General features: G+C 61.4%; 24 protein-coding genes, 2 tRNA genes and 3 pseudogenes. 23 read left to right on the forward strand and 6 right to left on the reverse strand.

The window, feature by feature from the left end:
• Window positions 1–160: 160 nt before the first annotated feature.
• The 13 genes from aspS (at window position 161) to VF673_RS00400 (ending at window position 10877) form a co-directional block, all read left to right on the forward strand.
• Window positions 161–1936: an aspartate--tRNA ligase gene (gene aspS / locus VF673_RS00340; RefSeq protein ID WP_440290489.1), complete on the forward strand. Its 1776-nt coding sequence runs from the start codon at window positions 161–163 to the stop codon at window positions 1934–1936.
• Window positions 1937–2182: 246 nt separating this feature from the next.
• Window positions 2183–2929: a YebC/PmpR family DNA-binding transcriptional regulator gene (locus VF673_RS00345; RefSeq protein ID WP_090538137.1), complete on the forward strand. Its 747-nt coding sequence runs from the start codon at window positions 2183–2185 to the stop codon at window positions 2927–2929.
• A gap of 76 nt (window positions 2930–3005) precedes the next feature.
• Entirely contained in the window at window positions 3006–3533 is a 528-nt protein-coding gene (gene ruvC / locus VF673_RS00350; protein ID WP_320331756.1) for a crossover junction endodeoxyribonuclease RuvC, read from the forward strand.
• A gap of 57 nt (window positions 3534–3590) precedes the next feature.
• Window positions 3591–4190, forward strand: coding sequence for a Holliday junction branch migration protein RuvA (gene ruvA, locus VF673_RS00355; RefSeq protein WP_440290490.1), 600 nt, complete (start codon window positions 3591–3593; stop codon window positions 4188–4190).
• Window positions 4191–4236: 46 nt separating this feature from the next.
• Window positions 4237–5277 (forward strand): Holliday junction branch migration DNA helicase RuvB, encoded by a 1041-nt coding sequence (gene ruvB / locus VF673_RS00360; protein WP_090538132.1) that lies wholly within the window; start codon window positions 4237–4239, stop codon window positions 5275–5277.
• A gap of 88 nt (window positions 5278–5365) precedes the next feature.
• Complete coding sequence (ybgC, locus tag VF673_RS00365) at window positions 5366–5833, forward strand: tol-pal system-associated acyl-CoA thioesterase (RefSeq protein ID WP_440290491.1); 468 nt, start codon at window positions 5366–5368, stop codon at window positions 5831–5833.
• A 4-nt stretch (window positions 5834–5837) separates the two neighbouring features.
• The gene (gene tolQ, locus VF673_RS00370; RefSeq protein WP_090538130.1) at window positions 5838–6512 is read left to right on the forward strand and encodes a protein TolQ; all 675 of its coding nucleotides are present in this window, start codon (window positions 5838–5840) and stop codon (window positions 6510–6512) included.
• Window positions 6513–6514: 2 nt separating this feature from the next.
• A complete protein-coding gene (tolR, locus tag VF673_RS00375; RefSeq protein WP_090538128.1) occupies window positions 6515–6964 on the forward strand; it encodes a protein TolR in 450 nt (149 codons plus the stop codon).
• An 11-nt stretch (window positions 6965–6975) separates the two neighbouring features.
• Window positions 6976–8013 carry a cell envelope integrity protein TolA gene (gene tolA / locus VF673_RS00380; RefSeq protein WP_440290873.1) on the forward strand — a complete coding sequence of 346 codons (1038 nt, stop codon included), beginning with the start codon at window positions 6976–6978 and terminating at the stop codon, window positions 8011–8013.
• Window positions 8013–9311, forward strand: coding sequence for a Tol-Pal system beta propeller repeat protein TolB (gene tolB / locus VF673_RS00385; RefSeq protein WP_090538124.1), 1299 nt, complete (start codon window positions 8013–8015; stop codon window positions 9309–9311). Before tolA ends, tolB begins: the two co-directional genes overlap by 1 nt.
• Window positions 9312–9355: 44 nt before the next feature.
• Window positions 9356–9859, forward strand: a complete 504-nt coding sequence (pal, locus tag VF673_RS00390; RefSeq protein WP_090538122.1) for a peptidoglycan-associated lipoprotein Pal — start codon at window positions 9356–9358, stop codon at window positions 9857–9859.
• A 15-nt stretch (window positions 9860–9874) separates the two neighbouring features.
• Window positions 9875–10675: a tol-pal system protein YbgF gene (gene ybgF, locus VF673_RS00395; protein ID WP_440290492.1), complete on the forward strand. Its 801-nt coding sequence runs from the start codon at window positions 9875–9877 to the stop codon at window positions 10673–10675.
• 126 nt (window positions 10676–10801) lie between these two features.
• Window positions 10802–10877 (forward strand) — tRNA-Lys (locus VF673_RS00400).
• 43 nt (window positions 10878–10920) lie between these two features.
• Here VF673_RS00400 and VF673_RS00405 read toward each other — a convergent pair.
• Window positions 10921–11379, reverse strand: a complete 459-nt coding sequence (locus tag VF673_RS00405) for a hemerythrin domain-containing protein (RefSeq protein WP_440290493.1) — start codon at window positions 11377–11379, stop codon at window positions 10921–10923.
• A 169-nt stretch (window positions 11380–11548) separates the two neighbouring features.
• On the opposite strand from VF673_RS00405, the gene VF673_RS00410 reads away from it, so the two are divergent.
• On the forward strand, window positions 11549–12007 hold the full coding sequence (locus VF673_RS00410; RefSeq protein WP_090538118.1) for a ferritin-like domain-containing protein: 459 nt from the start codon (window positions 11549–11551) through the stop codon (window positions 12005–12007).
• Window positions 12008–12018: 11 nt separating this feature from the next.
• A pseudogene (locus tag VF673_RS00415) lies at window positions 12019–12219 on the forward strand (hypothetical protein); the annotation flags it as partial.
• Window positions 12220–12409: 190 nt separating this feature from the next.
• Here VF673_RS00415 and VF673_RS00420 read toward each other — a convergent pair.
• Entirely contained in the window at window positions 12410–13051 is a 642-nt protein-coding gene (locus VF673_RS00420; protein WP_440290494.1) for a Yip1 family protein, read from the reverse strand.
• A 138-nt stretch (window positions 13052–13189) separates the two neighbouring features.
• Between VF673_RS00420 and nadA the strand changes: the two genes are divergently transcribed.
• Window positions 13190–14230: a quinolinate synthase NadA gene (gene nadA / locus VF673_RS00425; RefSeq protein WP_090538113.1), complete on the forward strand. Its 1041-nt coding sequence runs from the start codon at window positions 13190–13192 to the stop codon at window positions 14228–14230.
• 51 nt (window positions 14231–14281) lie between these two features.
• Here the strand turns inward: nadA and VF673_RS00430 are convergent, their stop codons facing one another.
• Entirely contained in the window at window positions 14282–15685 is a 1404-nt protein-coding gene (locus tag VF673_RS00430) for a M48 family metalloprotease (protein WP_320331835.1), read from the reverse strand.
• Between the two features lie 135 nt (window positions 15686–15820).
• Here VF673_RS00430 and VF673_RS00435 point away from each other — a divergent pair, with 135 nt between their 5' ends.
• A complete protein-coding gene (locus VF673_RS00435) occupies window positions 15821–16069 on the forward strand; it encodes a sulfurtransferase TusA family protein (RefSeq protein WP_090538111.1) in 249 nt (82 codons plus the stop codon).
• A 77-nt stretch (window positions 16070–16146) separates the two neighbouring features.
• On the opposite strand, the gene VF673_RS00440 is transcribed toward VF673_RS00435, so the two are convergent.
• Window positions 16147–16614 carry a peroxiredoxin gene (locus VF673_RS00440; RefSeq protein WP_090538109.1) on the reverse strand — a complete coding sequence of 156 codons (468 nt, stop codon included), beginning with the start codon at window positions 16612–16614 and terminating at the stop codon, window positions 16147–16149.
• 20 nt (window positions 16615–16634) lie between these two features.
• Complete coding sequence (locus VF673_RS00445) at window positions 16635–17192, reverse strand: glycine cleavage system protein R (protein WP_273123175.1); 558 nt, start codon at window positions 17190–17192, stop codon at window positions 16635–16637.
• A 185-nt stretch (window positions 17193–17377) separates the two neighbouring features.
• Between VF673_RS00445 and dapA the strand changes: the two genes are divergently transcribed.
• The 5 genes from dapA (at window position 17378) to VF673_RS00470 (ending at window position 21033) form a co-directional block, all read left to right on the forward strand.
• Window positions 17378–18253 (forward strand): 4-hydroxy-tetrahydrodipicolinate synthase, encoded by an 876-nt coding sequence (dapA, locus tag VF673_RS00450; protein ID WP_440290495.1) that lies wholly within the window; start codon window positions 17378–17380, stop codon window positions 18251–18253.
• Window positions 18254–18285: 32 nt separating this feature from the next.
• Window positions 18286–19380 carry an outer membrane protein assembly factor BamC gene (gene bamC / locus VF673_RS00455; RefSeq protein WP_440290496.1) on the forward strand — a complete coding sequence of 365 codons (1095 nt, stop codon included), beginning with the start codon at window positions 18286–18288 and terminating at the stop codon, window positions 19378–19380.
• Between the two features lie 8 nt (window positions 19381–19388).
• The gene (locus tag VF673_RS00460; RefSeq protein ID WP_090538102.1) at window positions 19389–20186 is read left to right on the forward strand and encodes an MBL fold metallo-hydrolase; all 798 of its coding nucleotides are present in this window, start codon (window positions 19389–19391) and stop codon (window positions 20184–20186) included.
• Window positions 20186–20899 carry a phosphoribosylaminoimidazolesuccinocarboxamide synthase gene (gene purC, locus VF673_RS00465; protein WP_440290497.1) on the forward strand — a complete coding sequence of 238 codons (714 nt, stop codon included), beginning with the start codon at window positions 20186–20188 and terminating at the stop codon, window positions 20897–20899. The genes VF673_RS00460 and purC overlap by 1 nt, the downstream gene beginning before the upstream one ends.
• Before the next feature lie 44 nt (window positions 20900–20943).
• Window positions 20944–21033, forward strand: a tRNA-Ser gene (locus tag VF673_RS00470).
• A gap of 42 nt (window positions 21034–21075) precedes the next feature.
• Here the strand turns inward: VF673_RS00470 and VF673_RS00475 are convergent.
• Window positions 21076–22277, reverse strand: a pseudogene (locus VF673_RS00475) (ISL3 family transposase).
• Between the two features lie 178 nt (window positions 22278–22455).
• Between VF673_RS00475 and VF673_RS00480 the strand changes: the two are divergent.
• Window positions 22456–23478: pseudogene (locus VF673_RS00480) on the forward strand (PDDEXK nuclease domain-containing protein).
• The last annotated feature ends 58 nt before the right edge of the window (window positions 23479–23536 follow it).

The following is a 23536-nucleotide window of genomic DNA, read 5'->3' on the forward strand; positions in this document are numbered from 1 at the left end:
GCCAATTGTCGGTATTGGTTGTGCCTATGGCCTGGCCGTTGCGCCGGCAATGCTCGCCTGAGTCGGGTGGTTTCGGGTATATTATGGCGCTTTTATCTATCCGGGCTGCCGGGCCGTCCGGCCGGGGCAGCCACTCTGTCGACAACAGGATTCCACACTCATGATGCGTACCCACTATTGCGGCCAGTTGAACGAAACGCTGGCAGACCAGGAAGTGACACTCTGCGGCTGGGTTCACCGTCGCCGCGACCATGGTGGCGTTATCTTCCTTGATATTCGCGATCGTGAAGGGCTGGCCCAGGTGGTCTTCGACCCGGATCGGGAAGAGACCTTCGCTCTGGCCGACCGCGTACGCAGCGAGTATGTGGTCAAGGTGCGCGGCAAGGTCCGCCCGCGTCCGGCCGGCGCCGTGAACCCGAACATGGCCTCCGGTGCCATCGAGGTGCTGGGCTACGAGCTGGAAGTGCTGAACCAGGCCGAGACCCCGCCGTTCCCGCTGGACGAATATTCCGATGTGGGCGAAGAAACCCGCCTGCGTTACCGCTTCATCGACCTGCGTCGGCCGGAAATGGCCGCCAAGCTGAAGCTGCGTTCGCGCATTACCAGCAGCATCCGCCGCTATCTGGACGACAACGGCTTCCTGGATGTGGAAACCCCGATCCTGACCCGTGCCACTCCCGAAGGCGCCCGCGACTACCTGGTACCCAGCCGTACCCATCCCGGCAGCTTCTTCGCCCTGCCGCAGTCGCCCCAGCTGTTCAAACAGCTGCTGATGGTGGCGGGCTTCGACCGCTACTACCAGATCGCCAAGTGCTTCCGCGACGAGGACCTGCGTGCCGACCGTCAGCCGGAATTCACCCAGATCGACATCGAGACCAGCTTCCTCGATGAGTCGGACATCATGGGTCTGACCGAGGGCATGATCCGCGGCCTGTTCAAGGAAGTGCTGGACGTGGATCTGGCCGACTTCCCGCACATGCCCTATGACGAAGCCATGCGCCGCTACGGTTCGGACAAGCCCGACCTGCGGATTTCGCTGGAACTGGTGGACGTGGCCGATCAGCTGACCGAAGTCGACTTCAAGGTATTCAGTGGCCCGGCAAGCGATCCCAAGGGCCGTGTCGCTGCGCTGCGCGTGCCGGGCGGTGCGTCGCTGGCGCGCAAGCAGATCGACGATTACACCAGGTTCGTCGGCATCTACGGTGCCAAGGGTCTGGCCTACATCAAGGTCAACGAGCGGGCCAAGGGCGTCGAAGGTCTGCAGTCGCCGATCGTCAAGTTCATCCCCGAGGACAACCTGAACGTGATCCTGGATCGTGTTGGCGCCGTGGATGGCGACATCGTGTTCTTCGGTGCCGACAAGGCGAAGATCGTTTCCGAGGCGCTGGGTGCCCTGCGCATCAAGCTGGGTCATGACCTGGACCTGCTCACCTGCGAGTGGGCACCGCTGTGGGTGGTCGACTTCCCGATGTTCGAGGAGAACGACGACGGCAGCCTGAGTGCACTGCATCACCCCTTCACCGCGCCCAAGTGCACCCCCGAGGAGCTGCAGGCCAACCCGCAGGCGGCGCTGTCGCGTGCCTACGACATGGTGCTCAACGGGACCGAGCTGGGCGGCGGTTCCATTCGTATCCATCGCAAGGAAATGCAGCAGGCGGTGTTCGACATCCTCGGTATCAGTGCCGAGGAGCAGCAGGAGAAGTTCGGCTTCCTGCTCGACGCCCTCAAGTACGGCGCGCCGCCGCATGGTGGTCTGGCCTTCGGTCTGGACCGTCTGGTGATGCTGATGACCGGCGCCAGCTCGATCCGCGAAGTGATTGCCTTCCCGAAAACCCAGAGCGCTGCCTGTGTCATGACCCAGGCTCCGGGTGCGGTGGATGCCAAGGCACTGCGCGAGCTGAACATCCGTCTGCGCGAGCAGCCCAAGGTCGAATAAGGCCGCAAGCCCTTCGCCCCGGGCACCGCTCCTCCCTGTAGGAGCACCGTCCCGGTGCGAACGGCGTGCAACGCACGCCCGAAATCCCGCTCCGCCGCGGGGTCACGGCTCCCACAGGGCGCAAGTGCGACACTTCTTTCTTGCAGGACCACCGCCCCGGTGCGAAGGGTGTCTTTTTGGTAGAAGCACCGCCCCGGTGCGAACGGCGTGCAACGCATGCCGGATGTAACAAGTACGGAGGTTTTCATGGCTGGTCATTCCAAATGGGCCAACATCAAACACCGCAAGGCGGCGCAGGACGCCAAGCGGGGCAAGATCTTCACCAAGCTCATCCGAGAGCTGACCGTGGCAGCCAAGCTGGGTGGGCCGGAACCGGCTGACAACCCGCGGCTGCGCTCGGCGGTGGACAAGGCTCTGACCGCCAACATGACCCGTGACACCATCGACCGGGCCATCGCCCGGGGTGCCGGCAGCAACGACGCGGACAACGTCGAGGAGCTGGTGTACGAGGGTTACGGCGCCGGTGGTGTGGCCATCCTGGTCGAGGCCATGACCGACAACCGTAACCGTACCGTCGCCGAGGTCCGTCATGCCTTCAACAAGTGCGGTGGCAACCTGGGTACCGAGGGCTCGGTAGCTTACCTGTTCACCCGCCGAGGCCAGATCAGCTATGCCCCGGGCGTGGATGAGGACGCCCTGATGGAGGCGGCGCTGGAAGCGGGCGCCGAGGACGTGGTGACCAATGACGATGGCTCCATCGACGTGCTTACCGCGTTCGAGGATTTCGGCGCGGTCAAGGATGCGCTGGATGCCGCCGGTTTCACCAGCGAGGCGGCGGAAGTGAGCATGATCCCGTCCACCACCACCGAGCTGGATCTGGATACTGCGCAGAAGGTCATCCGCCTGGTCGACATGCTGGAGGATCTGGACGACGTGCAGAACGTCTACAGCAACGCCGACATTCCGGACGATGTTCTGGCGCAGATGGAGTGAGTGGTATAGTCAGGGCATTCGCTGAAAGGGAGGCGCTGCCTCCCTTTCGTCTATCCGGCACAGGATGGCTGCTTGCATGGCGCTGATTCTCGGTATCGACCCCGGCTCGCGCATCACCGGTTTCGGCATCGTCCGTGACGGGCGCAACGGCTGCGAGTACGTCACCTCCGGCTGCATCCGGCTGGGCAGCGGGCCGTTCCCCGAACGTCTGAAACACATCTTCGACGGCTTGAGCGAACTGATCGCGCAGTACCGGCCCGAGGTGCTCAGCATCGAGCAGGTTTTCCTGGCGCGCAATCCGGATTCCGCGCTCAAGCTCGGGCAGGCAAGGGGGGCAGCCATAGTGGCGGCGGTATCCGCCGGGCTGCAGGTGCATGAGTATACGGCGCGGCAGGTCAAGCAGGCGGTGGTCGGAACCGGAGCGGCGGAGAAGACCCAGGTGCAGCACATGGTAACCCAGCTGCTGGGCCTGTCCGGCACCCCCCAGGCGGACGCGGCGGATGCGCTGGCAATCGCCCTGTGCCACGCCCACTCCATAGGGCTCAAGCAGCAGGTCGGCGGCGGCTTGATCGGCCTGCGGGCCGGTCGCATGCGGCGGCGTTGAGGCGCTCGGCAGGCGTGGGCAATATTTTGAATCGGGCAGACGCATAAGGGATGCACAATGATTGGTAGGCTTACAGGCATACTGCTGGAGAAGCAACCACCGCAGATTCTGCTGGATGTGGGTGGCGTGGGTTACGAGGTGGAGGCGCCGATGAGCACCTTCTACCGATTGCCGGCGCTGGGCGAAAAGACCACCCTGCATACCCATCTGGTCGTGCGCGAGGATGCGCAGCTGCTGTATGCCTTCGCCGACAAGCGTGATCGTCAGCTGTTCCGTGAACTGATCCGGCTCAACGGCGTGGGGCCCAAGCTGGCACTGGCGCTCATGTCCGGGCTCGAGGTGGACGAGCTGATCGGCGCCGTCCAGGCCCAGGATACCAGCGCCCTGACCCGGGTGCCGGGGGTGGGCAAGAAGACTGCCGAACGTCTGCTGGTCGAGCTCAAGGGCAAGTTCACGGCCTGGGAAAGCCTGCCCGGCACGGCGCCGCTGGCAACCGGTCCCGCTGCGCAGGCAGCCTCGGGCACCGCGGATGCGGTCAGTGCCCTCATTGCTCTGGGCTACAAGCCTCAGGAGGCCAGCCGGGCGGTGAACGCGATCAAGGAAGAAGGACTCAGCAGCGAAGAATTGATCCGCCGTGCCTTGAAGGGCATGGCCTGATAGGCTCTGACTTCGGTCACCTGAAACTGTTTACCCGGGACACCCCATGCTGGAAGAAGACCGCTTGATCGCCGCCGGACCACGGCAGCAGGAAGAGATGATTGATCGGGCCATCCGGCCTTATCGCCTGGCCGACTACATAGGTCAGCCGACGGTGCGCGAGCAGATGGAGCTGTTCATGGCCGCTGCCCGCGGACGCGGCGAGGCGCTGGATCATCTGCTCATCTTCGGTCCACCCGGCCTGGGCAAGACCACGCTGGCCAATATCGTCGCCCAGGAAATGGGCGTGAAGATCAAGAGTACCTCGGGCCCGGTGCTGGAGCGCGCCGGGGACCTGGCGGCCATGCTCACCAGTCTCGAAGAGGGCGATGTGCTCTTTGTCGACGAGATTCATCGCCTGTCGCCGGTGGTCGAAGAAATTCTGTACCCGGCGATGGAGGACTACCAGCTCGACATCATGATCGGCGAGGGCCCGGCAGCGCGCTCGATCAAGCTCGATCTGCCACCCTTCACCCTGATCGGCGCCACCACCCGCGCCGGCATGCTCACCAATCCGCTGCGTGACCGCTTTGGTATTGTCCAGCGTCTGGAGTTCTACAGTAACGAGGATCTGGCCACCATCGTCTCCCGTTCCGCAGGCATCCTGGGGCTGAAGATTCACCCTGAGGGGGCCTTCGAGATCGCTCGTCGTTCACGGGGTACGCCGCGGATCGCCAACCGGCTGCTGCGTCGGGTCCGTGACTATGCCGAAGTGCGTGGCTCCGGCAGCATTACCCGGGAGATCGCCGACCGGGCGCTGGACCTGCTGGATGTGGATGCGCAGGGCTTCGATCACATGGACCGGCGCCTGCTGCTGACCATGATCGACAAGTTCGATGGCGGCCCGGTGGGCATTGACAGCCTGGCCGCGGCGATCAGTGAGGAACGCCATACCATCGAGGATGTGCTGGAGCCCTATCTGATCCAGCAGGGCTTCATCATGCGTACGCCGCGGGGCAGGGTGGTGACCCGCCACGCCTATCTGCACTTCGGTATGGACCTGCCGGCCAGCAAGGGACCGCAGGCGGGGGATCTGTTTGATCAATAAGTGATGCCCCGGTGCCGTTCTGATAAAAAAATACTATCCCGTTTGGAGGTTGCACCCGCTATGCAAGAACACAATCTGGCACTACATTATGTCGGCTGAAATCACCGGGCGGCCATTCGAGCTCAGAGCCCGTGTCTACTTTGAGGATACCGACGCCGGCGGTATTGTTTACTACGTCAATTACCTGAAATTCATGGAGCGCGCCCGCACCGAGCTGGTGCGTGCCCTTGGTTTTGATCAGAGCGTACTGCAGCGCGAAAATATCATCTTTGTCGTCCACTCCGTCAGCGCCCGATACCATGCTCCGGCGCAGCTGGACGATGAACTTGTGGTGACGGCCGGTGTCTTGGAACTCAAGCGTGCCAGCGTCCGCTTCGCTCAGCAGGTAAGGCGAGCCGATGGCAGGTTGTTATGTGAGGGGGAAGTGCTGGTGGCCTGTGTCAGTGCCGATCAGTACAAACCCAGGATGATACCTCTGGCCCTGAACGAGGCTTTCAAGACCGTCCAGGCGAACCAGTCAATGCAGGATCGAGGAGAAGCAGAGAGTGCAAGCTGATCAAATGTCGATGTGGCACCTGATAAGTGGCGCCAGTGTTCTGGTGCAACTGGTCATGCTGGCCCTGGTCCTGGCATCCATTGCCTCCTGGGTTCTGATCTTCCAGCGCAGCGCGGTGACCCGTGCAGCCAAGCACAGCCTGGACGAATTCGAAGACCGTTTCTGGTCGGGGATCGACCTGGCCAAGCTGTACCGTCAGGTAACCGGCAATCCGAACCCCGATTCAGGGCTGGAGCAGGTGTTCCGTGCCGGCTTCAAGGAATTCTCCCGCATGCGTCAGCAGCCGGGTGTCGAGCCCGAGGCGGTGATGGATGCCGTGCAGCGCGCCATGCGCGTGGCCATCTCCCGGGAAGAGGAAAAGCTCGAGCAGCATCTACCGTTCCTGGCGACCGTCGGTTCCACCAGCCCCTATATCGGTCTGTTCGGTACCGTGTGGGGGATCATGAATTCATTCCGTGGTCTGGCCACCGTGCAGCAGGCAACACTGGCCACGGTAGCCCCGGGTATTGCCGAAGCCCTGATCGCAACGGCCATCGGTCTGTTCGCCGCGATTCCGGCTGTAGTGGCCTATAACCGCTTCTCGGCCCGTGCCGAGATCCTGATCAGCCGCTACTACACCTTCGCCGAAGAGTTCTCCAGCATCCTGCATCGCCGCGTGCATACCAGCGAAGGGGAGTGAGCATGTACACCCAACAGGGGAGACGCCAGAAACGCAAACCTGTCGCCGAGATGAACGTCGTTCCCTATATCGACGTCATGCTGGTGTTGCTGGTGATCTTCATGGTGACCGCCCCGATGCTCAACCAGGGCGTCAAGGTGGACCTGCCGCAGGTGGCCAGCGAGGTATTGCCCTCGGACTCCAATCAGCAGGTGCTGACCCTGTCGGTACTGGCTGATGGCACCTACTACTGGAACCTGGGCGAAACGGTGGATACCGAAAATCGAACAGAAACTGCCATTTCCCTGGAGGAGATGACCGAGGGGGTGGCCAAGATCATGCGTGCCCGCCCCGACACTCTGGTGTATATCCGCGGTGACCGTGAAGTGAACTACGGTGTAGTCGTGGCGGCAATGGCCGCCCTACAGCAATCCGGCGTGCCCAATGTGGGCCTGATCACCGAGGCTCCGTGAGCTACAGATCTATGGTGGAGTCGAACAAAGAGCGCCTCGGCGCTCCCCTGATCAAGGCGCTGGGCATTCACCTGCTGGTCGCCATGCTGCTGTTCGTCTCCTTCAGCAAGGCGCCCGAATTCGAGCCGGCCAAGCCGATAGTTCAGGCGACGCTGGTACAGCTCAATTCCAAGAGCCCGGCGACCACCCAGACCGAGCAGCGCATTGCCGGTGAGGCCGAACGCACCGCAGCTCAGCGGCATGAAGCCGAGGAGCTGGCCAAGGAGCAGCAGAAACGCCAGCAGGAACAGGAGGCCGCGCGCGCCGCTGAACAGCAGCGTCAGGCCGAGCAGCAACGTCAGGCCGAACAGCGCGAGGCGGCCGCCGCAGCGGAGCGCGCTGCCCAGGAACAGAAGGCCGCCGAGGAACGACGGCAGGCTGAGCAGGTCGAAAGGCAGAAGGCTGAAGAGGCAAGGCGTGCCGAGGCGGCCAGACGACTGGCCGAGGAAGAGGCCAAAAAGAAGGCCGCCGAGGAAGAAGCCCAACGCAAGGCCGCCGTGGAGGCGCGCAAGCGTGAGGAAGAGGCTCGCCGCCGCGCCGCAGAGGAAGCCAGGCGCAAGCAGGAGGCTGAAGCCAAGGCGGAAGCCGAACGCGTCGCCAGACTGCAGCGCGAGCAGGAGGAAGCCCGCGCCCGTGCTCTGGCGGATCTGCTGGCCGAGGAAACCCAGTACCAGCGGGCCCAGGCCGACCAGATCGGTGATCAGGTGGCGGCCAGCTATGATGATGTGATCCGCCGCTATGTCAGCGAGCAGTGGCGCCGCCCGCCGACCGCACGTAACGGCATGGTGGTGGAGGTGCGTATCAGCATGCTGCCTTCGGGCGATATCACCGATGTGGTGGTGCTGCGCTCCAGTGGCGATGCGGGATTTGACCAGTCGGCTGTCCAGGCCGTGCGTAATGTCGGTCGTATTCCGGAAATGCAGCAGTTGTCGCGGGACAATCCCGCCGCATTCGATCGTATGTACAGACAGCGTACCTTGCGCTTCAAACCAGAGGACTTGGACTTTTGATGAATTCATTGAAGTACTGGCTGGCCTGCGCTGCCATGCTGTTGATGGCACAGGTCGCACTGGCTCAGGAAGCCATCGAGATTACCCGAGGCAGCGACCGGGCCACTCCCATTGCCGTGGTGCCCTTCGGTTGGCAGGGGGCGTCTCCACTGGCCGAGGACATGGCGCAGATCACCGCCAACAACCTGCGTAACAGCGGCATGTTCGCCCCCTTCGCCCGGGAGAACATGCTCAGCTATCCCACCCGTGCCGAGGAAATCTTCCCCCGTGACTGGAAGATGCTGGGTGTGGAATATGTGCTGGCGGGTCAGGTAACGGCCACGGGCTCGGGCTATCAGCTGCAATATCATCTGTACAGCGTGCCGCGGGAACAGGTGATACTGTCACGCACAGTAAGTGGTGGTCAGAACCAGCTGCGGGATATCGCGCACAAATTGAGTGACGAGGTATTCGAACATATAACCGGCATCAAGGGTGCGTTCAGCACCAAGTTGTTATATGTGGCAGCGGAGCGTTTCTCCGCCGATAATATCCGCTATACTTTGCAGCATTCGGATTATGACGGTGCTCGTGCGGTTACTCTTCTGCAATCGCGGGAGCCGATATTGTCTCCGTCCTATGCACCGGACGGGCAGCGGATTGCCTATGTATCCTTCGAGTCGCGGCGTCCGGAAATATATGTTCACTATGTTCAGACCGGTCGCCGGGAACGGATAACCAGTTTTGAAGGACTTAATGGTGCGCCGGCCTGGTCGCCTGATGGCAAGCGACTGGCCTTTGTATTGTCCCGTGACGGAAATCCCGAAATCTACGTCATGGATCTGGACAGCAAGCAGATGCGTCGGGTGACCAACCATTACGGGATCGACACCGAGCCCACATGGATGGACAACAATACCCTGATCTTTACATCTGACCGGGGCGGGCGTCCCCAGATTTATAAACAGAACCTGAATAGTGGCTCCACAGAACGTCTGACTTTCGTGGGCAACTATAATGCCAATGCCAAACTCTCAGTGGATGGTCGGACTATGGTCATGGTCCATCGCCAGGATGGCTACAGGAATTTCCACATCGCTACACAGGATCTGGAAAGAGGCAATCTGAAAGTATTAACAGAAACGTCGTTGGATGAGTCTCCTACTGTCGCACCCAACGGTACTATGTTAATTTACGCTACCCGTCAACAGGGGCGGGGTGTACTTATGCTGGTTTCGACCAATGGTCGTGCACGGTCGGAGATTCCGACGAAGTTCACAGACCTGCGCGTACCGTCATGGTCCCCATACCTGCCATAGGGTATACCAACACTAAACCACTTGGGGTTTATCAGGAGTCTATGATGGAAGTTATCAAGTTCGGCAAATTGGCAGCTCTGGTTGTCGCTTTCGGCGTTGTGGTTGGTTGTTCCTCCAAGGGTGGTGACGCTGCCGGTACCGGCGCGGTAGACCCGAACGCCGGTTACGGCGCTGGCGCTACCACCGGTGCTGACAGTGGCCTGAGCAGCGAAGAAGCCGCTCTGCGCGCCATCACCACCTTCTACTTCGAGTTCGACAGCTCCGACCTGAAGCCGGAAGCCATGCGCGCTCTGGACGTTCACGCCAAGGACCTGAAAGCTCAGGGCAACCGCGTTGTTCTGGAAGGTCACACCGACGAGCGTGGCACCCGTGAGTACAACATGGCTCTGGGCGAGCGTCGTGCCGCTGCCGTTCAGCGCTACCTGGTTCTGCAGGGCGTGTCCCCGGCCCAGCTCGAGCTGGTCTCCTACGGTGAAGAGAAGCCGGCTGTTGTTGGCTCCACCGAAGAAGCATGGGCTCAGAACCGTCGCGTTGAACTGCGCAAGTAAGCAGTAAGAGGTCACATGAAAGGGTATCAGGGATTCACGCTGGGTTGTCTGCTGTTGCCGGTCGCGGCTCTGGCTCAAGTACCGGTGATGGAAGGGTCGGGTAACACCGGCTACTATCCGCAGCAACAGGCGCCGCGTCTGCCTGATACCCGTTCTGCCTCGGCTGGCCTCTCGGCAGAGGGCCAGCTTCTGCTTCAGCTGGATCAGATGCAGCAGGAAGTATCCATGCTGCGTGGCCTGCTCGAAGAGCAGGAGTATCGCCTCAAGAAGTTGGAACAGGATCAGCTTGATCGCTATCAGGATATTGATCGCCGACTTTCTGCACTTTCCGCGGGATCACCGGCGCCTTCCGGCGACAGTGGTTCTGCATCCCCGGGCCTGGCCCCGGCAACGCCTTCCACCCAGAATCAGACCAGCAACACGCCGCCGGCAGAAGCCGATCCGGAGCGCGAGAAGTTGCTCTATGAAGCCGCCTTTGAACAGGTGCGCCTGCGTGATTTCGAGAAGGCCGAGATGGCATTCAATGCCTTCCTGCGTCGTTACCCGCAGAGCGATTATGCGGGCAATGCCCAATACTGGCTGGGTGAGGTCTATCTGGCGCAGAACGATCTGGACAACGCCGGCAAGGCCTTCGCCCTGGTAATCAGCCAGTACCCCGGCCACCGCAAGGAGGCCGACGCTCTCTACAAGCTTGCCGATGTTGAACGTCGTCTGGGCAATCGAGACAAGGCTGCACAGCTGTACCAGGAAGTACTCAGCAAGCACGGCAATTCCTCAGCCGCACAGCTCGCCCGGCGGGACCTCAACGCACTCTGAGCAGGCGTCAGCGGGGCGTACCAGTGCAGATGGGTGCCGGCCACCGCGTGAGCGGCCAGCGATTGAAAAAATTGAAAAAACTTCTTGAATTTCCCATCTGAATCAGTAAGATATCGCGCATTCAACGGGTCGTTAGCTCAGTTGGTAGAGCAGTTGGCTTTTAACCAATTGGTCGCAGGTTCGAATCCTGCACGACCCACCATTTCCCCCCCCACGTTATCCTCTGCTTTACCCCCTTTCGATGATCAGGCAGCTCGCTTCATCAGCTTGAGTTTTTTCTGCTTCATCTGTTCACCGAGTTCCTCGAGCTGCTCCGCACTCAGCAAATCCTGCGCATCCTTGAACATTTCCTCTTCCTCCTCCTCGATGTGATGCTCCACCAGCTCCTTGAGCACCTTGATTCTGCCGGCGAATTCCACGGTGCCCGGGTCCGTACTCAGCAGATCGGGCAGTACCAGTGAATCCACGGCCCGGTGCTCTTCCTTGGCTTCGTGGTACATCTTGGCCTCTTCCTTGGCACCGGCCTTCTTGAAGGCGGGGTAGAAGTCCTCTTCCTCAAGGGTGGTATGGACTTCCAGTTCCAGGGCAATCTTCTGAAGCAGCTCCGCACGCTTCTTCACCGCCCGCTCCGTGGTGCCGCTGATTTCCTCCAGCAGCTTCTTGACCTTCTCGTGATCCTGTTTCAGCAAGTCTATGGCATTCATCTTGTTGTCCTCGGCCAGTGGCTACATCACATTCCTTGGACGGCTCGCCTCGCGGGGCGTTCAGATTATCTGCCGGTCGAGGTGCTGCGTTAAAACTGGTTGAACCACTGCCCAAGCGGCCCGGTCATTTGTTGTACCACTCACTTGCTGAATGAGCAGGAGCAACTTCATGACCTTAGATACCAAAGAAGTGATTTCCACCCTCAATGATCTGATCGAAACCTGCAAGGATGGTGAAAAGGGCTTTCGTGTATGCGCCGAGGACATTACCCGTCCCGAGCTGAAGACGCTGTTCAACCAGCGCGCCGGCGAGTGCGCCCAGGCCGCTCAGGAGCTGCAGGCCATTGTCATCCGTCTGGGCGGCAACCCCGAGGACAGCACCAGCATGGCTGGCGATCTGCATCGCCGCTGGGTAGATCTCAAGTCGGCCATCACCGGCAAGGACGATGAGGCCATTCTGAACGAGTGCGAGCGCGGCGAAGATGTCGCCAAGCGCAGCTACCACAAGGCCCTGGAAAAGGCTCTGCCGGAAGACATCCGCCAGGTGGTGCAGCGTCAGTACGACGGCGTACTGCGCAACCATGACCAGGTGAAGATGCTGCGCGACGCCGAACGCGCCCGCAGCTGATGCACTGACCCATGAAGCCGGCGTCAGCTGTCGAGCCCGCTCCCGGTTGTCCGCCGGCTTTACATTACGTCAGTGACGAGTCGCCAGGTTATTCCCGGCGGATCCTCAACGACAAACCCGTCTATTTCGACCAGCGGGGCAAACGCATACGCGACCCGGAAACCATCCGGCGCATCAACGCCCTGGCCATTCCCCCGGCTTATCAGGAGGTGGCAAAGCGGCTGGGCAACACGCCCTCGGTCTGCCGCAAATGCTATATCCATCCCGCGATTCTGGACGCCTTCCTGGAAGCGGGACTGGATCAGGTGAAATGGAGCACAGGTCGGGCCAGACGCCGCTGGCTCAAGCCCGAGGAAGTGGATCTGCTGAGCTTTCTGCAGCACTACAGCGTGGACGGCAGCCTCAGGGAATAAGGCCGGGGTCCAGTTGGCGCTCCTCGACATCCTGGTATTCGCCCGGCGGCGAGACCGCTCTCCAGCTTTCCATGTAGAACACCCCGACGCTGACCATGGCCAGCATGCCTGCGCCTATGATGCAGGCGCCGTAGAAATAGGCCTTGTCCTGCGCCAGGCGCATGAAATGGGGCAGGCCGAAGTACAGCTGCACAACAGAAAATAAACCCACCAGGCCGAAGACCGGCAGCAACAGCCAGCGTTCGGGATACAGAGCGGCCAGGCCGCCGAGCATGAAGGGCATCGACAGGAAGGTAGCGAAGGCGATGCCATGGGAAGCGGGCGGGCGATGGGGTGTACGGAACAGCACCCATCGTACTATGTAGCCCATGATGACGGCGTTGGTAACAAAAGCCAGCCAGACCGCCACGCCCAGCAACGCACCACTCTGGCTGGTGAGAAAGCGGCGATCCTCGGAGCCGAACAGTTCCCAGCCGACGGTGGTGCCTCCATACCAGGTGCTCAGGGCGGGAATCAGGGATCCGATCAGCAGCAGCGGGAGAAAGGCCCAGGGCCGACGTTCTATATCGTCATGGATGCGGGTCCAGGTTTTGCGAGGGGCGTAGAATAGACCTGGTACATGTCTGAACATGGGGATATGCCTTTTCCGGTGACCTTGTAATTCTTGACTGGAGCCCCCGGGGATAGTTCCGGCTGGCTTGCCGGCGGGATCGGTAGAACCTGTGGGTCGTGGTATGATGGCGGTCTGTGTTCCCGGAGGGGTTGTTAGATGTCTCAGATTTCCGAAAGGCTGCTGGTGCAGGCCCATCTGGCGGCCAAAGAGCCGGCTCCGCTGACCGATCAGGAAAAGGCGGATTACAAGGCTCGCATCGCGGCTGCGCTCAAGGCGCACGATGCCGTGCTGGTCGCGCACTATTACACTGATCCGCTGCTGCAGGAGCTGGCAGAGGAAACCGGTGGCTGCGTGTCCGATTCTCTGGAAATGGCCCGGTTCGGCAAGAACCACCCGGCCAGCACCCTGGTTGTGGCCGGCGTGCGCTTCATGGGCGAGACGGCGAAGATCCTCAGCCCCGAAAAGCGCGTGCTGATGCCGACGCTCGACGCCACCTGCTCACTGGATCTGGGTTGCCCGGCCGATGAGTTCTCCGCCTTCTGCGATCAGCACCCGGATCGTACCGTGGTGGTCTACGCCAATACCTCGGCAGCGGTGAAAGCCCGTGCCGACTGGGTGGTGACCTCCAGCTGCGCACTGCCGATCGTCGAGAGCCTGATGGACAAGGGCGAGAAGATCCTCTGGGCACCGGACAAGCACCTGGGTGACTACATCCAGCGCCAGACCGGCGCCGACATGCTGCTGTGGGACGGTGCCTGCATCGTCCACGAGGAATTCAAGGCCAAGGCCCTGCTGGACCTGAAGGCAGTCTACCCGGAGGCCGCGGTACTGGTGCACCCGGAATCGCCGGCGTCGGTGGTGGAACTGGCCGATGTGGTCGGCTCCACCAGCCAGCTGATCAGGGCTACCCAGGAACTGCCCAACCCGACCTTCATCGTGGCCACCGACAAGGGCATCTTCTACAAGATGCAGCAGGCCGCTCCGGATCGTCGACTCATCGATGCACCCACCGCCGGCGACGGCGCCACCTGCCGCAGCTGCGCCAATTGTCCGTGGATGGCGATGAACACCCTGCCGCGTCTGCTGCAGAGCCTGGAGCAGGGCACCAACGAGATCCTGGTGCCCGAGGAGCTGATCCCGGCGGCGGTACGTCCGCTGCAGCGCATGCTGGACTTCACCGCCAACCTCAACCGCTGATGGGTGGCATCTGGCCGGGACCAGGGTCCCGGTCAGACTCGCCATGCAGACTCAGAAACTCTTGATGATTTCCCGGCGACGGGCGACTTCGTCCTTGCGGGCATTGATCCGCGAGGTGACGACGAAGTTGTCGCCTGCGCGCTTGAGCGCCTGATCCAGCTGCTCATCGGCCTGATCCAGATCCCCGGCAAGCATGAAGTATTCCGCCCGGGCCTGGTGCACGCCGAGAATGTTGCCGGCCAGCCCGCGGACTTCCGACACCAGATACCAGACGTCCGGGTCGTCACTGCGCAGGCGTGCCAGGCGGTCGGTAACCTGCTCGGCGCCGCGGTAATCCTGCTTGCGCAGCAGCATGTTGGCCTTGGCCTCCAGCAGCGGATAGTTGTCCGGTTGCATTGCCAGCAGCTGATCGAGACGGGTGAGCGCCTGGTCCAGGCGGTTGCGACTGCCGTCCAGCTCGACCTGGGCCAGCTGCACGGCAATGTTGTCGGGGTGCTCGGCCAGCAGCGTCTGCAGCTCGGTTTCCGCCTCGGCCTGCTGGCCGCTGCGGATCAGGGCCAGGGCCAGACCATAGCGGGCGGCAGAGTGCTCGCCTTCATGCTGGTCCAGCAGGGCACGGAAGCGTTGGGCAGCCAGACCGGGGCTTTCTTCATAGAACAGCTGCACCCGGGCACGCATCATCTGGTAGTAGAGACTGTCACGGCGGCCATCGCCGCTGAGCTGGCCTGCGCGGTTGCGCGAGTCGGCGATCCGCGACTGGTTCACCGGGTGGGTCAGCAGGAATTCCGGCGGGGTACGGCTGAAGCGGCTGAGTCTGGCCAGACGCTCGAACATGTCCGGCATGGCATTGGGATCATAGCCTGCGCCTTTGAGGTTCAGCAGGCCGATGCGGTCGGCCTCCTGTTCGTTCTGCCTCGAGAACCGGCGCTGTTCCTGAATGGCGGCGGCCTGGGTCGAGGCCAGGGCAGCGAAGCCGGCATCGCCGCCACCACTGGCAGCGAGGATGATGCTGGCCAGCATGGCGGTCATCAGCGGTATGCGGTTCTGCTGCTGGTGCTGCAGACCGCGGGCGAAATGACGCTGGGACAGGTGAGCCAGTTCGTGGGCCATGACCGAAGCGAACTCGGCTTCGCTATGGGCATGCAGGAACAGCCCGCCGTTGACCCCGATGATGCCGCCCGGTGCGGCAAAGGCGTTGAGCTGGGGGCTGTCCAGGGTAACGAAGGTCAGGCGCCGGTCCTCCAGCTGACTGGTTTCGGCCAGCCCCATGACATGGCGTTCGACGTAGTCCTTGAGCAGCGGATCCTCAAGAGTACGTACCGAGCCGCGCAGCATGGACAGCCAGGCCCGGCCGAGCTGGTATTCCTGCTCGCGGGACATGATTGAGGAACTGGTGTCGCCGAGGGAGGGCAGATTGAACTCGTTGGCGGTCAGGGGCATGGCTACCGCTGTCATCAGGGAGAACAGCAGGATTCGGGCGGGGGCTCTGACGGCGTTGATCAATCGCATGGACTCACTCGTGGTTCAGGATGTGCCGCAGCGGGTGGCGCGTCGCAGGGTTATACTCGCGGCTTGATCTGGAGTGTACGCATGTTTGATGAAAAAAGTGAATTGCAGCCTGACCAGTGTCTGGACGCCCGGGGACTGGCCTGTCCGCTGCCGTTGTTGCGGGCCAAGGTGGCACTCAATGGCATGCAGAGCGGGCAGTTGCTGTATCTGGTGGCTACCGATGCCGGTTCGCAGCGGGACATCGCCCGCTTTGCCGAGCTGGCCGGACACGAGTTGTTACAGGCTGAGGAAAGGGAAGGGGAGTTCCATTACTGGTTGCGCAAGGCCTGAGTGATGGAGGCAGATGGTGCTCGCACCGCTGCAGGGTGCGGGCACCACCCCGTCCGGCATGCTGCCGGGAAGCTGGTTCAGTCCAGCGCCTGGGCGGCGGCCAGCACCTCGGCAACATGGCCGGGGACCTTGACCTTGCGCCATTCGCGGCGCAGTACGCCTTCGCGGTCGATCAGGAAGGTGCTGCGTTCGATACCTTCGTACTGCTTGCCATACAGCTGCTTCTGGCGGATCACATCGAACAGGCGGCACAGGGTTTCATCAGCATCGCTGATCAGCTCGAAGGGGAAGCCCTGTTTGGCGCGGAAGTTCTCATGGGTGCGCAGACTGTCCCGGGAGATGCCGAACACCAGGGTATCGGCGGCCTGGAACTGCTCGTACATGTCGCGGAAGTCCTGACCCTCGGTAGTGCAGCCGGGGGTATGGTCCTTGGGGTAGAAGTAGAGCACGACCTTCTTGCCGGCCAGTTCCGACAGGGTAACTGTGACGCCGCTGGTGGCGGGTGCAGTGAAGTCCGGCAGTGGGGTGTCCACCTTGATACTCATGAAAACAGCCTCGCTAGGGTTCAGTGAAGGGGACGCCAGGGTTCTATCACGGCGTCCAGGTTGAGTTCGTCGCAGAAGTCCAGAAACTGCTCGCGCAGCCAGCTGAGCTGGGTCTTGACCGGAATGGCGATGGTCAGCGTCAGGTTGAGCATCGGGGTACCGGTGTGCTGGGCCATGTAGGTGAAGCTGAGCATTTCCTCGATGTCGATTTCCAGGTGCTGGAAGAAGGTGCACAGCTCGGCGATCAGTTCCGGACGCTGCGCAGCAGTGACGAAGACGTTGTAGGGCAGTGCCGAGGGGCGTTCTTCGAGGGCGTTGCTGCGGCGCAGGGACAGTGTCCAGTGTTCCCTGCGCGCCAGAGGGGGCAACAGGGTCTCGAGGCGGGCCAGGGCGTCCCAGTTGCCGCTGACCTGCAGCAGCAGGGCAGTGCAGGTGCCGTGGCGGGTCATGCGGCTGCTGACGATCAGACAGCGCTGTTCCATGCACAGGCGTGTCAGCGTGCTCGCCATGGCAGTGGTCTGCTGGCCCATGGCATTGATCACCAGAAACTGCTCCCGCGGGCTGGGCGCTGTGGACATGGATACTCCTCGAGGTAATGAACTTGGCCAGCGGCCATCAGGCTGCCTATTGTCCCCGTCTGCCGCCGGGCGTTCAACCACCAGTTTTATTGCCGCCCGCCGCTTTGCAGAGCCGCGTCCCTTGTGCTGATCCCATGGCCTAAGTACCATTGCTGATCATCTCGTATCTTGTTGGAGCCCCTTGCATGATTTCAGGCAGCCTTGTGGCGCTGGTAACCCCCATGGACTCGCGTGGCAACCTGGATTGGCAGGCGCTTGACCGCTTGATCGAATTCCATCTGAACGAGGGCACCGACGGCATTGTTGCGGTCGGTACCACCGGGGAGTCCGCCACCCTGGACATGGAAGAGCACAAGGAAGTCATCCGCCGTGTGGTCGACAAGGTCGCCGGGCGCATTCCGGTGATTGCCGGCACCGGGGCCAACTCCACCAGCGAAGCCGTCGAGCTGACCGAAGACGCGCGCAGTGTCGGCGCCGATGCCTGCCTGCTGGTGACCCCCTATTACAACAAGCCGACTCAGGAAGGCCTGTATCAGCACTTCCGTTTCATCGCCGAGGCGGTGGACATCCCCCAGATTCTCTACAACGTGCCCGGGCGTACCGCCTGCGACATGCTGCCCGACACCGTGGTGCGTCTGGCGGATATCGACAACATCATCGGCATCAAGGAAGCCACCGGCGACCTGCAGCGTGCCCGTGAACTGATCGACCGCGTGGGTGATCGCATGGCAATCTATTCCGGCGACGACCCCACGGCCGTGGAACTCATCCTGATGGGCGGCAAGGGCAATATTTCCGTTACCGCCAACGTGGCACCGCGGCTGATGCACCAGCTGTGCGAGGCGGCGCTGAACGGCGATGCCGAGACCGCCCGCCGTCTGAATGAACAACTGATGCCGCTGCACAGGAAGCTGTTCATCGAATCCAACCCGATTCCGGTGAAATGGGCGCTGCATGAAATGGGGCTGATCGGCGATGGCCTGCGCCTGCCGATGACGCGACTGAGTGACGACTGCCAGCCTGTGGTGCGTGAAGCACTCAAGCAATGCGGTCTGCTGTGAATCCCGGGAACCTGATAATCAAGGAAATGCGAATGAAGCCTGTGCTCAATGCACTGACTCTGATGATGGTTGGCGTAGGACTGAGCGGCTGCGGCTATCTGTTCGGTGAAGATGGTTACTTCCGTGATCGGGGGTCGGACTACCAGACCGCCACCATCGAACCGCGCATGACAGTACCGCCGGAGCTGCAGAGCAAGCCCATCGGCGATCTGCTGCCAGTACCCGGCGAGGTCCGCGCCGGCGGCACAGGCAAGTACAAGGTGCCGCGTCCGCAGGGCATGGCAACAGGTATCGAGTACAGTGAATACTCGATGCAGCAGAACGGCGGTGAACGCTGGCTGCTGGCCCAGCATGGCACCTCTGCCATGTGGCCGCGGGTGCGTCAGTTCCTCAGCGACTACCGTGTGCCGGTCGCCCGGGAGTCGGCTACTCTCGGTGAGCTGGAAACCGGCTGGCTGGGCTTCGACGTGGACGCGGACAACCCGCTGGTACGGCGCCTGGCGCCGGCGGTGGGCCAGAACCGCCGCACCGATGGACAGGAACTGCGCCTGCGGATCCGTGTTGAGCCGGGCGTCCAGTCCGGCACCAGTGAGATCAAGGTACTGCAGGCGCAGCGCAGCCAGGGCAGTACCCAGGACAGCTGGCCCCAGAGCTCAAGCAACAGCAACCTCGAGCGGGCCGTCCTGGCCGAGCTGGAAAGCTATCTGAACCAGAGTGGCGGTGCCGACTCGGTGGCCCTGTCCAGTGCGCCCGCCGCGCGGCGCAGCTCGCTGGATCAGGACGGTGCCGGCAACCCGGTGCTGAACATGACCACCGACTTCAACCGCGCCTGGGCGGCCGTGGGTCAGGCACTGGCCAGCGCCGACATCCATGTTGATGACCTGGATCGCAGCGCCGGTGTGTATTATGTCAATCCGCAGCAGAGCGCCAGACAGGACAAGCCGGGCTTCTTCGGTCGCCTGTTCGGCCGCGGCAAGGCGGAGGCCGACGCGCAGCAGCGTACCCAGGTACGGCTGACACCGGTAGGCAATCGGGTGCAGATCACTGTGGAAGACAGCATCACCACCAGCTCTGATTCCAGCGAGGCAAGAGCGCTGCTCAGCCGGATCCTCGAGAATCTCAACTGAGGCGGCATTTGCGCTATTGCTCACTGGGAAGCGGCAGTCGGGGAAATGCCACGCTGATTGAGTACGGCACAACCCGACTGTTGGTGGACTGCGGCTTCAGCCTGCGCGCAACCGAGCAGCGACTGGCGCGGGCAGGGCTCAGCGCGCATCAACTCACGGCCATTCTGGTCACCCACGAACACTCCGATCACATCAGCGGCGTCGAGCGTCTGGCGCAGCGCTACTCCCTGCCGGTCTACATGACCGCAGGTACCCGCCACGGCATGGGGTCGACCGATCTGCCGGTGCGCCTGATCCGCTTCGGCGAGGACATCGACATCGGCGAGATCCGGGTCACCCCGGTGCCGGTACCCCACGATGCCCGGGAGCCCAGCCAGTTCATCTTCGACAGCGGCTATCACCGCCTCGGCGTGCTCACCGACACCGGCAGCATCACCCCGCTGATAACAGAAATGTACAGTGAACTGGATGCGCTTTTGCTGGAAGCGAATTATGATCCGCACATGCTCGCCAGCGGACCCTATCCACGCTTTCTTCAGGCCCGAGTGGGCGGCGCGTTGGGCCATCTGAGCAACCAGCAGGCCGCCGGCCTGCTCGCCTCCCTGGATACCCGTCGGCTGCAGCAGATCGTCATTGCCCATATCAGTGAAAAGAACAACCGGCCGGAACTGGCCCGGCAAGCTGTTTCCAGTGCCCTGGATGGCTGGTCGGGACAGTTGCAGCTCGCGGCACAGAACCAGGGGCTGCCCTGGCAAGAGATAACCGAGACCACACAACCAACTATCGCCTGCATCGGGAGCCGATAATGGAAAAACGCACTGAACTCTATCGCGGCAAGGCCAAATCGGTTTACACCACCGATGATCCGGATCGCCTCATCCTGCTGTTCCGAAACGACACCTCCGCCTTCGACGGCAAGAAGATAGAGCAGCTCGAGCGCAAGGGCATGGTGAACAACCGCTTCAACGCCTTCATCATGCAGAAGCTGCAGGAAGCCGGCATCCCGACCCAGTTCGACAAGCTGCTGTCCGACACCGAGTGTCTGGTCAAGAAGCTGGACATGATCCCGGTCGAGTGCGTGATCCGTAACTATGCTGCCGGCAGCCTGGTCCGCCGGCTGGGCGTGGAAGAGGGCACCAGACTGACCCCGCCGACCTTCGAGCTGTTTCTCAAGGACGACGCCAAGGGTGACCCCTTCATCAACGAATCCCACGTGGTCACCTTTGGCTGGGCGACCGCCGAGCAGCTGCAGCGCATGCGCGAGCTGACCTTCCAGGTCAACGACATCCTCAAGAAACTGTTCGACGACGCCGGCCTGCAGCTGGTCGACTTCAAACTGGAGTTCGGCCTGTTCAAGGGCGAAATCACCCTCGGCGACGAATTCAGCCCCGACGGCAGCCGCCTGTGGGACAAGGAAACCGGCAAGAAGATGGACAAGGACCGCTTCCGCCAGGGTCTGGGCAACGTCATCGAAGCCTACGAAGAAGTCGCCCAGCGCCTGGGCGTCCCCCTGTCTTAACGCTTTATCGGCCGCAGCGAAGCTGCTATCATGCGCGCCGACTTGGAGAGTTGCCGGAGTGGTCGAACGGGACGGATTCGAAATCCGTTGTACCCGCAAGGGTACCCAGGGTTCGAATCCCTGGCTCTCCGCCAATTGAAGCCAAAAGCCCTGTAAAAACAGGGCTTTTTTGTGGTTCATCGCGCATTTCCGGGGAAGGCGGCCTTGATCTTCAGAAAGAAGTAATCAATGTCGCGGTATCCGTAAGCCATGCGTTTGATCACTTTGATCTTGTTATTGATCCCTTCAAGCTGGCCGGTATGCATTGGCCAGCGCACTCTGGCCAAGATGCCTCGCCAGTAAGGCTTCAGTACTGAGGCGAAGTGCATCAATGCTGGGATGCCGCTTTCGGCAGCATGGGCATGCCATTGACGCACCGTCTTCGCCACTCCCAGGCATCAGGTGCGGTCCATAGCGATCGCAACCCTTCCTTCATTATGTGTACTGTCATGATTGGTTTGTTCGCCTGCAGTACTTCGTCGAGCCGAACCTGCTCACGCTCGTTGAGTGAGGCGGGATTACGCAGCAGCAACCAGTGCGCTTGCTTCACCACCCGACGTGCAGGGCGGTCATGGCGTAGCTGATTTGCAGCGTCTACGCGCACTCGGCTGATGACCTCGCGGCCGTACTTGGCGATCACATGGAACAGGTCATAGACGATGCGCGCGCTCTGGCACTGCGCTCGCACTTCAAGATCAAAAGCAGTGTTCATGTCCATAGCCACGGCCTCGATCCGGGCACGGCTCTCTGGACCAAGCTGTTCGAAGAAGGGGCGAATGGCCCGGCGAGAGCGGTCTTGGGTCACGTAGAGAACACGGCGTGTATCGGCATCAAGGATCACAGTGGCATAGCGATGTCCTTTGAACAGGGCGAACTCGTCCATGATCAGGCGACGCGGTCGAGGCGTTGGCAATAACTCTACCAGCGCCTGGAGCCGCTGATGATCCAGCCGTCTGACCGTCCCCCAATGCAAGCCGAACATATCTGCGACGTGGGCTACCGGCATGCGGGCGCAGCACTCTGCCACCGCCTGAGCCAGTCGCCGAGTCAGTCTGGCATGCCGATCAAGCCAGGGCACACGCTGCAGGTGGCGTCCGCATCCAGCACAGTCCAGACGATAGAGTGTCAGGTCGAGAAACACCGGCAGGCCCAGCATGGGAACATCCCTGACTGAGCGCCTGACTCGCTCATGAACTTGGCGGCAGGGCTTGGCGCAGATACCACAGGCGAGCCGCGCCCTGTCCGGCGCGAGAACGACACAAACGCGGTCATCAAAAATTTGAAGGTCTAGAAGGCGGAAATCCTGCCAGAACGGCAGCCAATCGGTATGATCTGACATGAGGCGGTGCTCTCGGATTATGGTGTTGGTCGCACAACCATCATGACCGAGATGTCACCGCCTCACCTCATTTCTGAAAACGAAAAGTCCGGGTTACCCCGGACTTCGGTGAAGAACCTTTTTTGTGCCTGAAGTTTATTGCAGTAGGCGCTTGCTGAAAGAATAAGGAAAGATTCAGATGAGCACGCCGAATATTCCCCAGAACCCGAACGAAAGCCACTTCCATGAAGTGCTGACGCTGATCCAGAGTGCTCGCCACAAGGCCGCACAGGCAGTTAACACTCAGTTGATTGAGCTGTATTGGCAGGTTGGCGCCTATATCAGCCGCAAGCTGGAGCAGGCAGAATGGGGCGACGCTGTTGTCAGTCAACTGGCTGATTACCTGAAGCAGACGCAACCTGGGTTGCGGGGTTTCACTCGCAGCAACCTGTTTCGAATGCGTCAGTTTTACGAGGCTTATTGCCACCAAGAGAAAGTCGCACCACTGGCGCGACAATTGTCTTGGAGCCATAACCTGATCATTCTAGGTCAGAGCAGGTAGGAAGAAGAGCGCGAGTTTTACCTGCGGATGGCGGTACAGGAAAAGTGGTCAAAACGCGAACTTGAGCGCCAGTTCAAGGCCGCGCTGTTTGAGCGTAGCGTCACGCGGCCGGCAAAAGTCTCAGCAGTGCTGAGACAAACTCATCCGACAGCCCTGGAGGTGTTCCGCGATGCCTACATGGTCGAATTTCTTGACCTGCCCGATAGTCACGTTGAGGCGGACCTTCACCAAGGTCTGCTCACCCGTCTTCGGGACTTCCTGATCGAGCTTGGCCGTGACTTCTGCTTTGTCGGCTCCGAGTACCCCTTGCAGGTAGGTGGGCGCGATTTCGCTCTGGACCTGCTGTTTTTCCATCGCGGCCTCAACTGCCTGGTGGCCATTGAGCTCAAGGTAGGACGTTTCGAGCCGGAATATCTCGGCAAGCTGGGCTTCTACCTGGAAGCGCTGGATCGCGATATCCGCAAACCTCACGAGAACCCCGCCATCGGCGTACTGCTGTGTGCCAGCAAGGATGACGAAGTGGTGGAATACGCCCTCAACCGCAGCCTGTCCCCGGCATTGATAGCCGAATACCAGACCCAGCTGCCGGACAAGGCGTTGCTGCAAGCCAAATTGCATGAATTTTATGCGCTCAACACCGCGCAGGGAGAGACTGAATGAGCGGGCACTCCAGGGCTGAATTAAACAGTACGGCGCTCTATAATCCTTGCATCTTGCT

It is taken from the genome of Halopseudomonas sp. Lyrl_26 (assembly GCF_051948695.1).
Classification (GTDB): Bacteria; Pseudomonadota; Gammaproteobacteria; order Pseudomonadales; family Pseudomonadaceae; genus Halopseudomonas; species Halopseudomonas formosensis.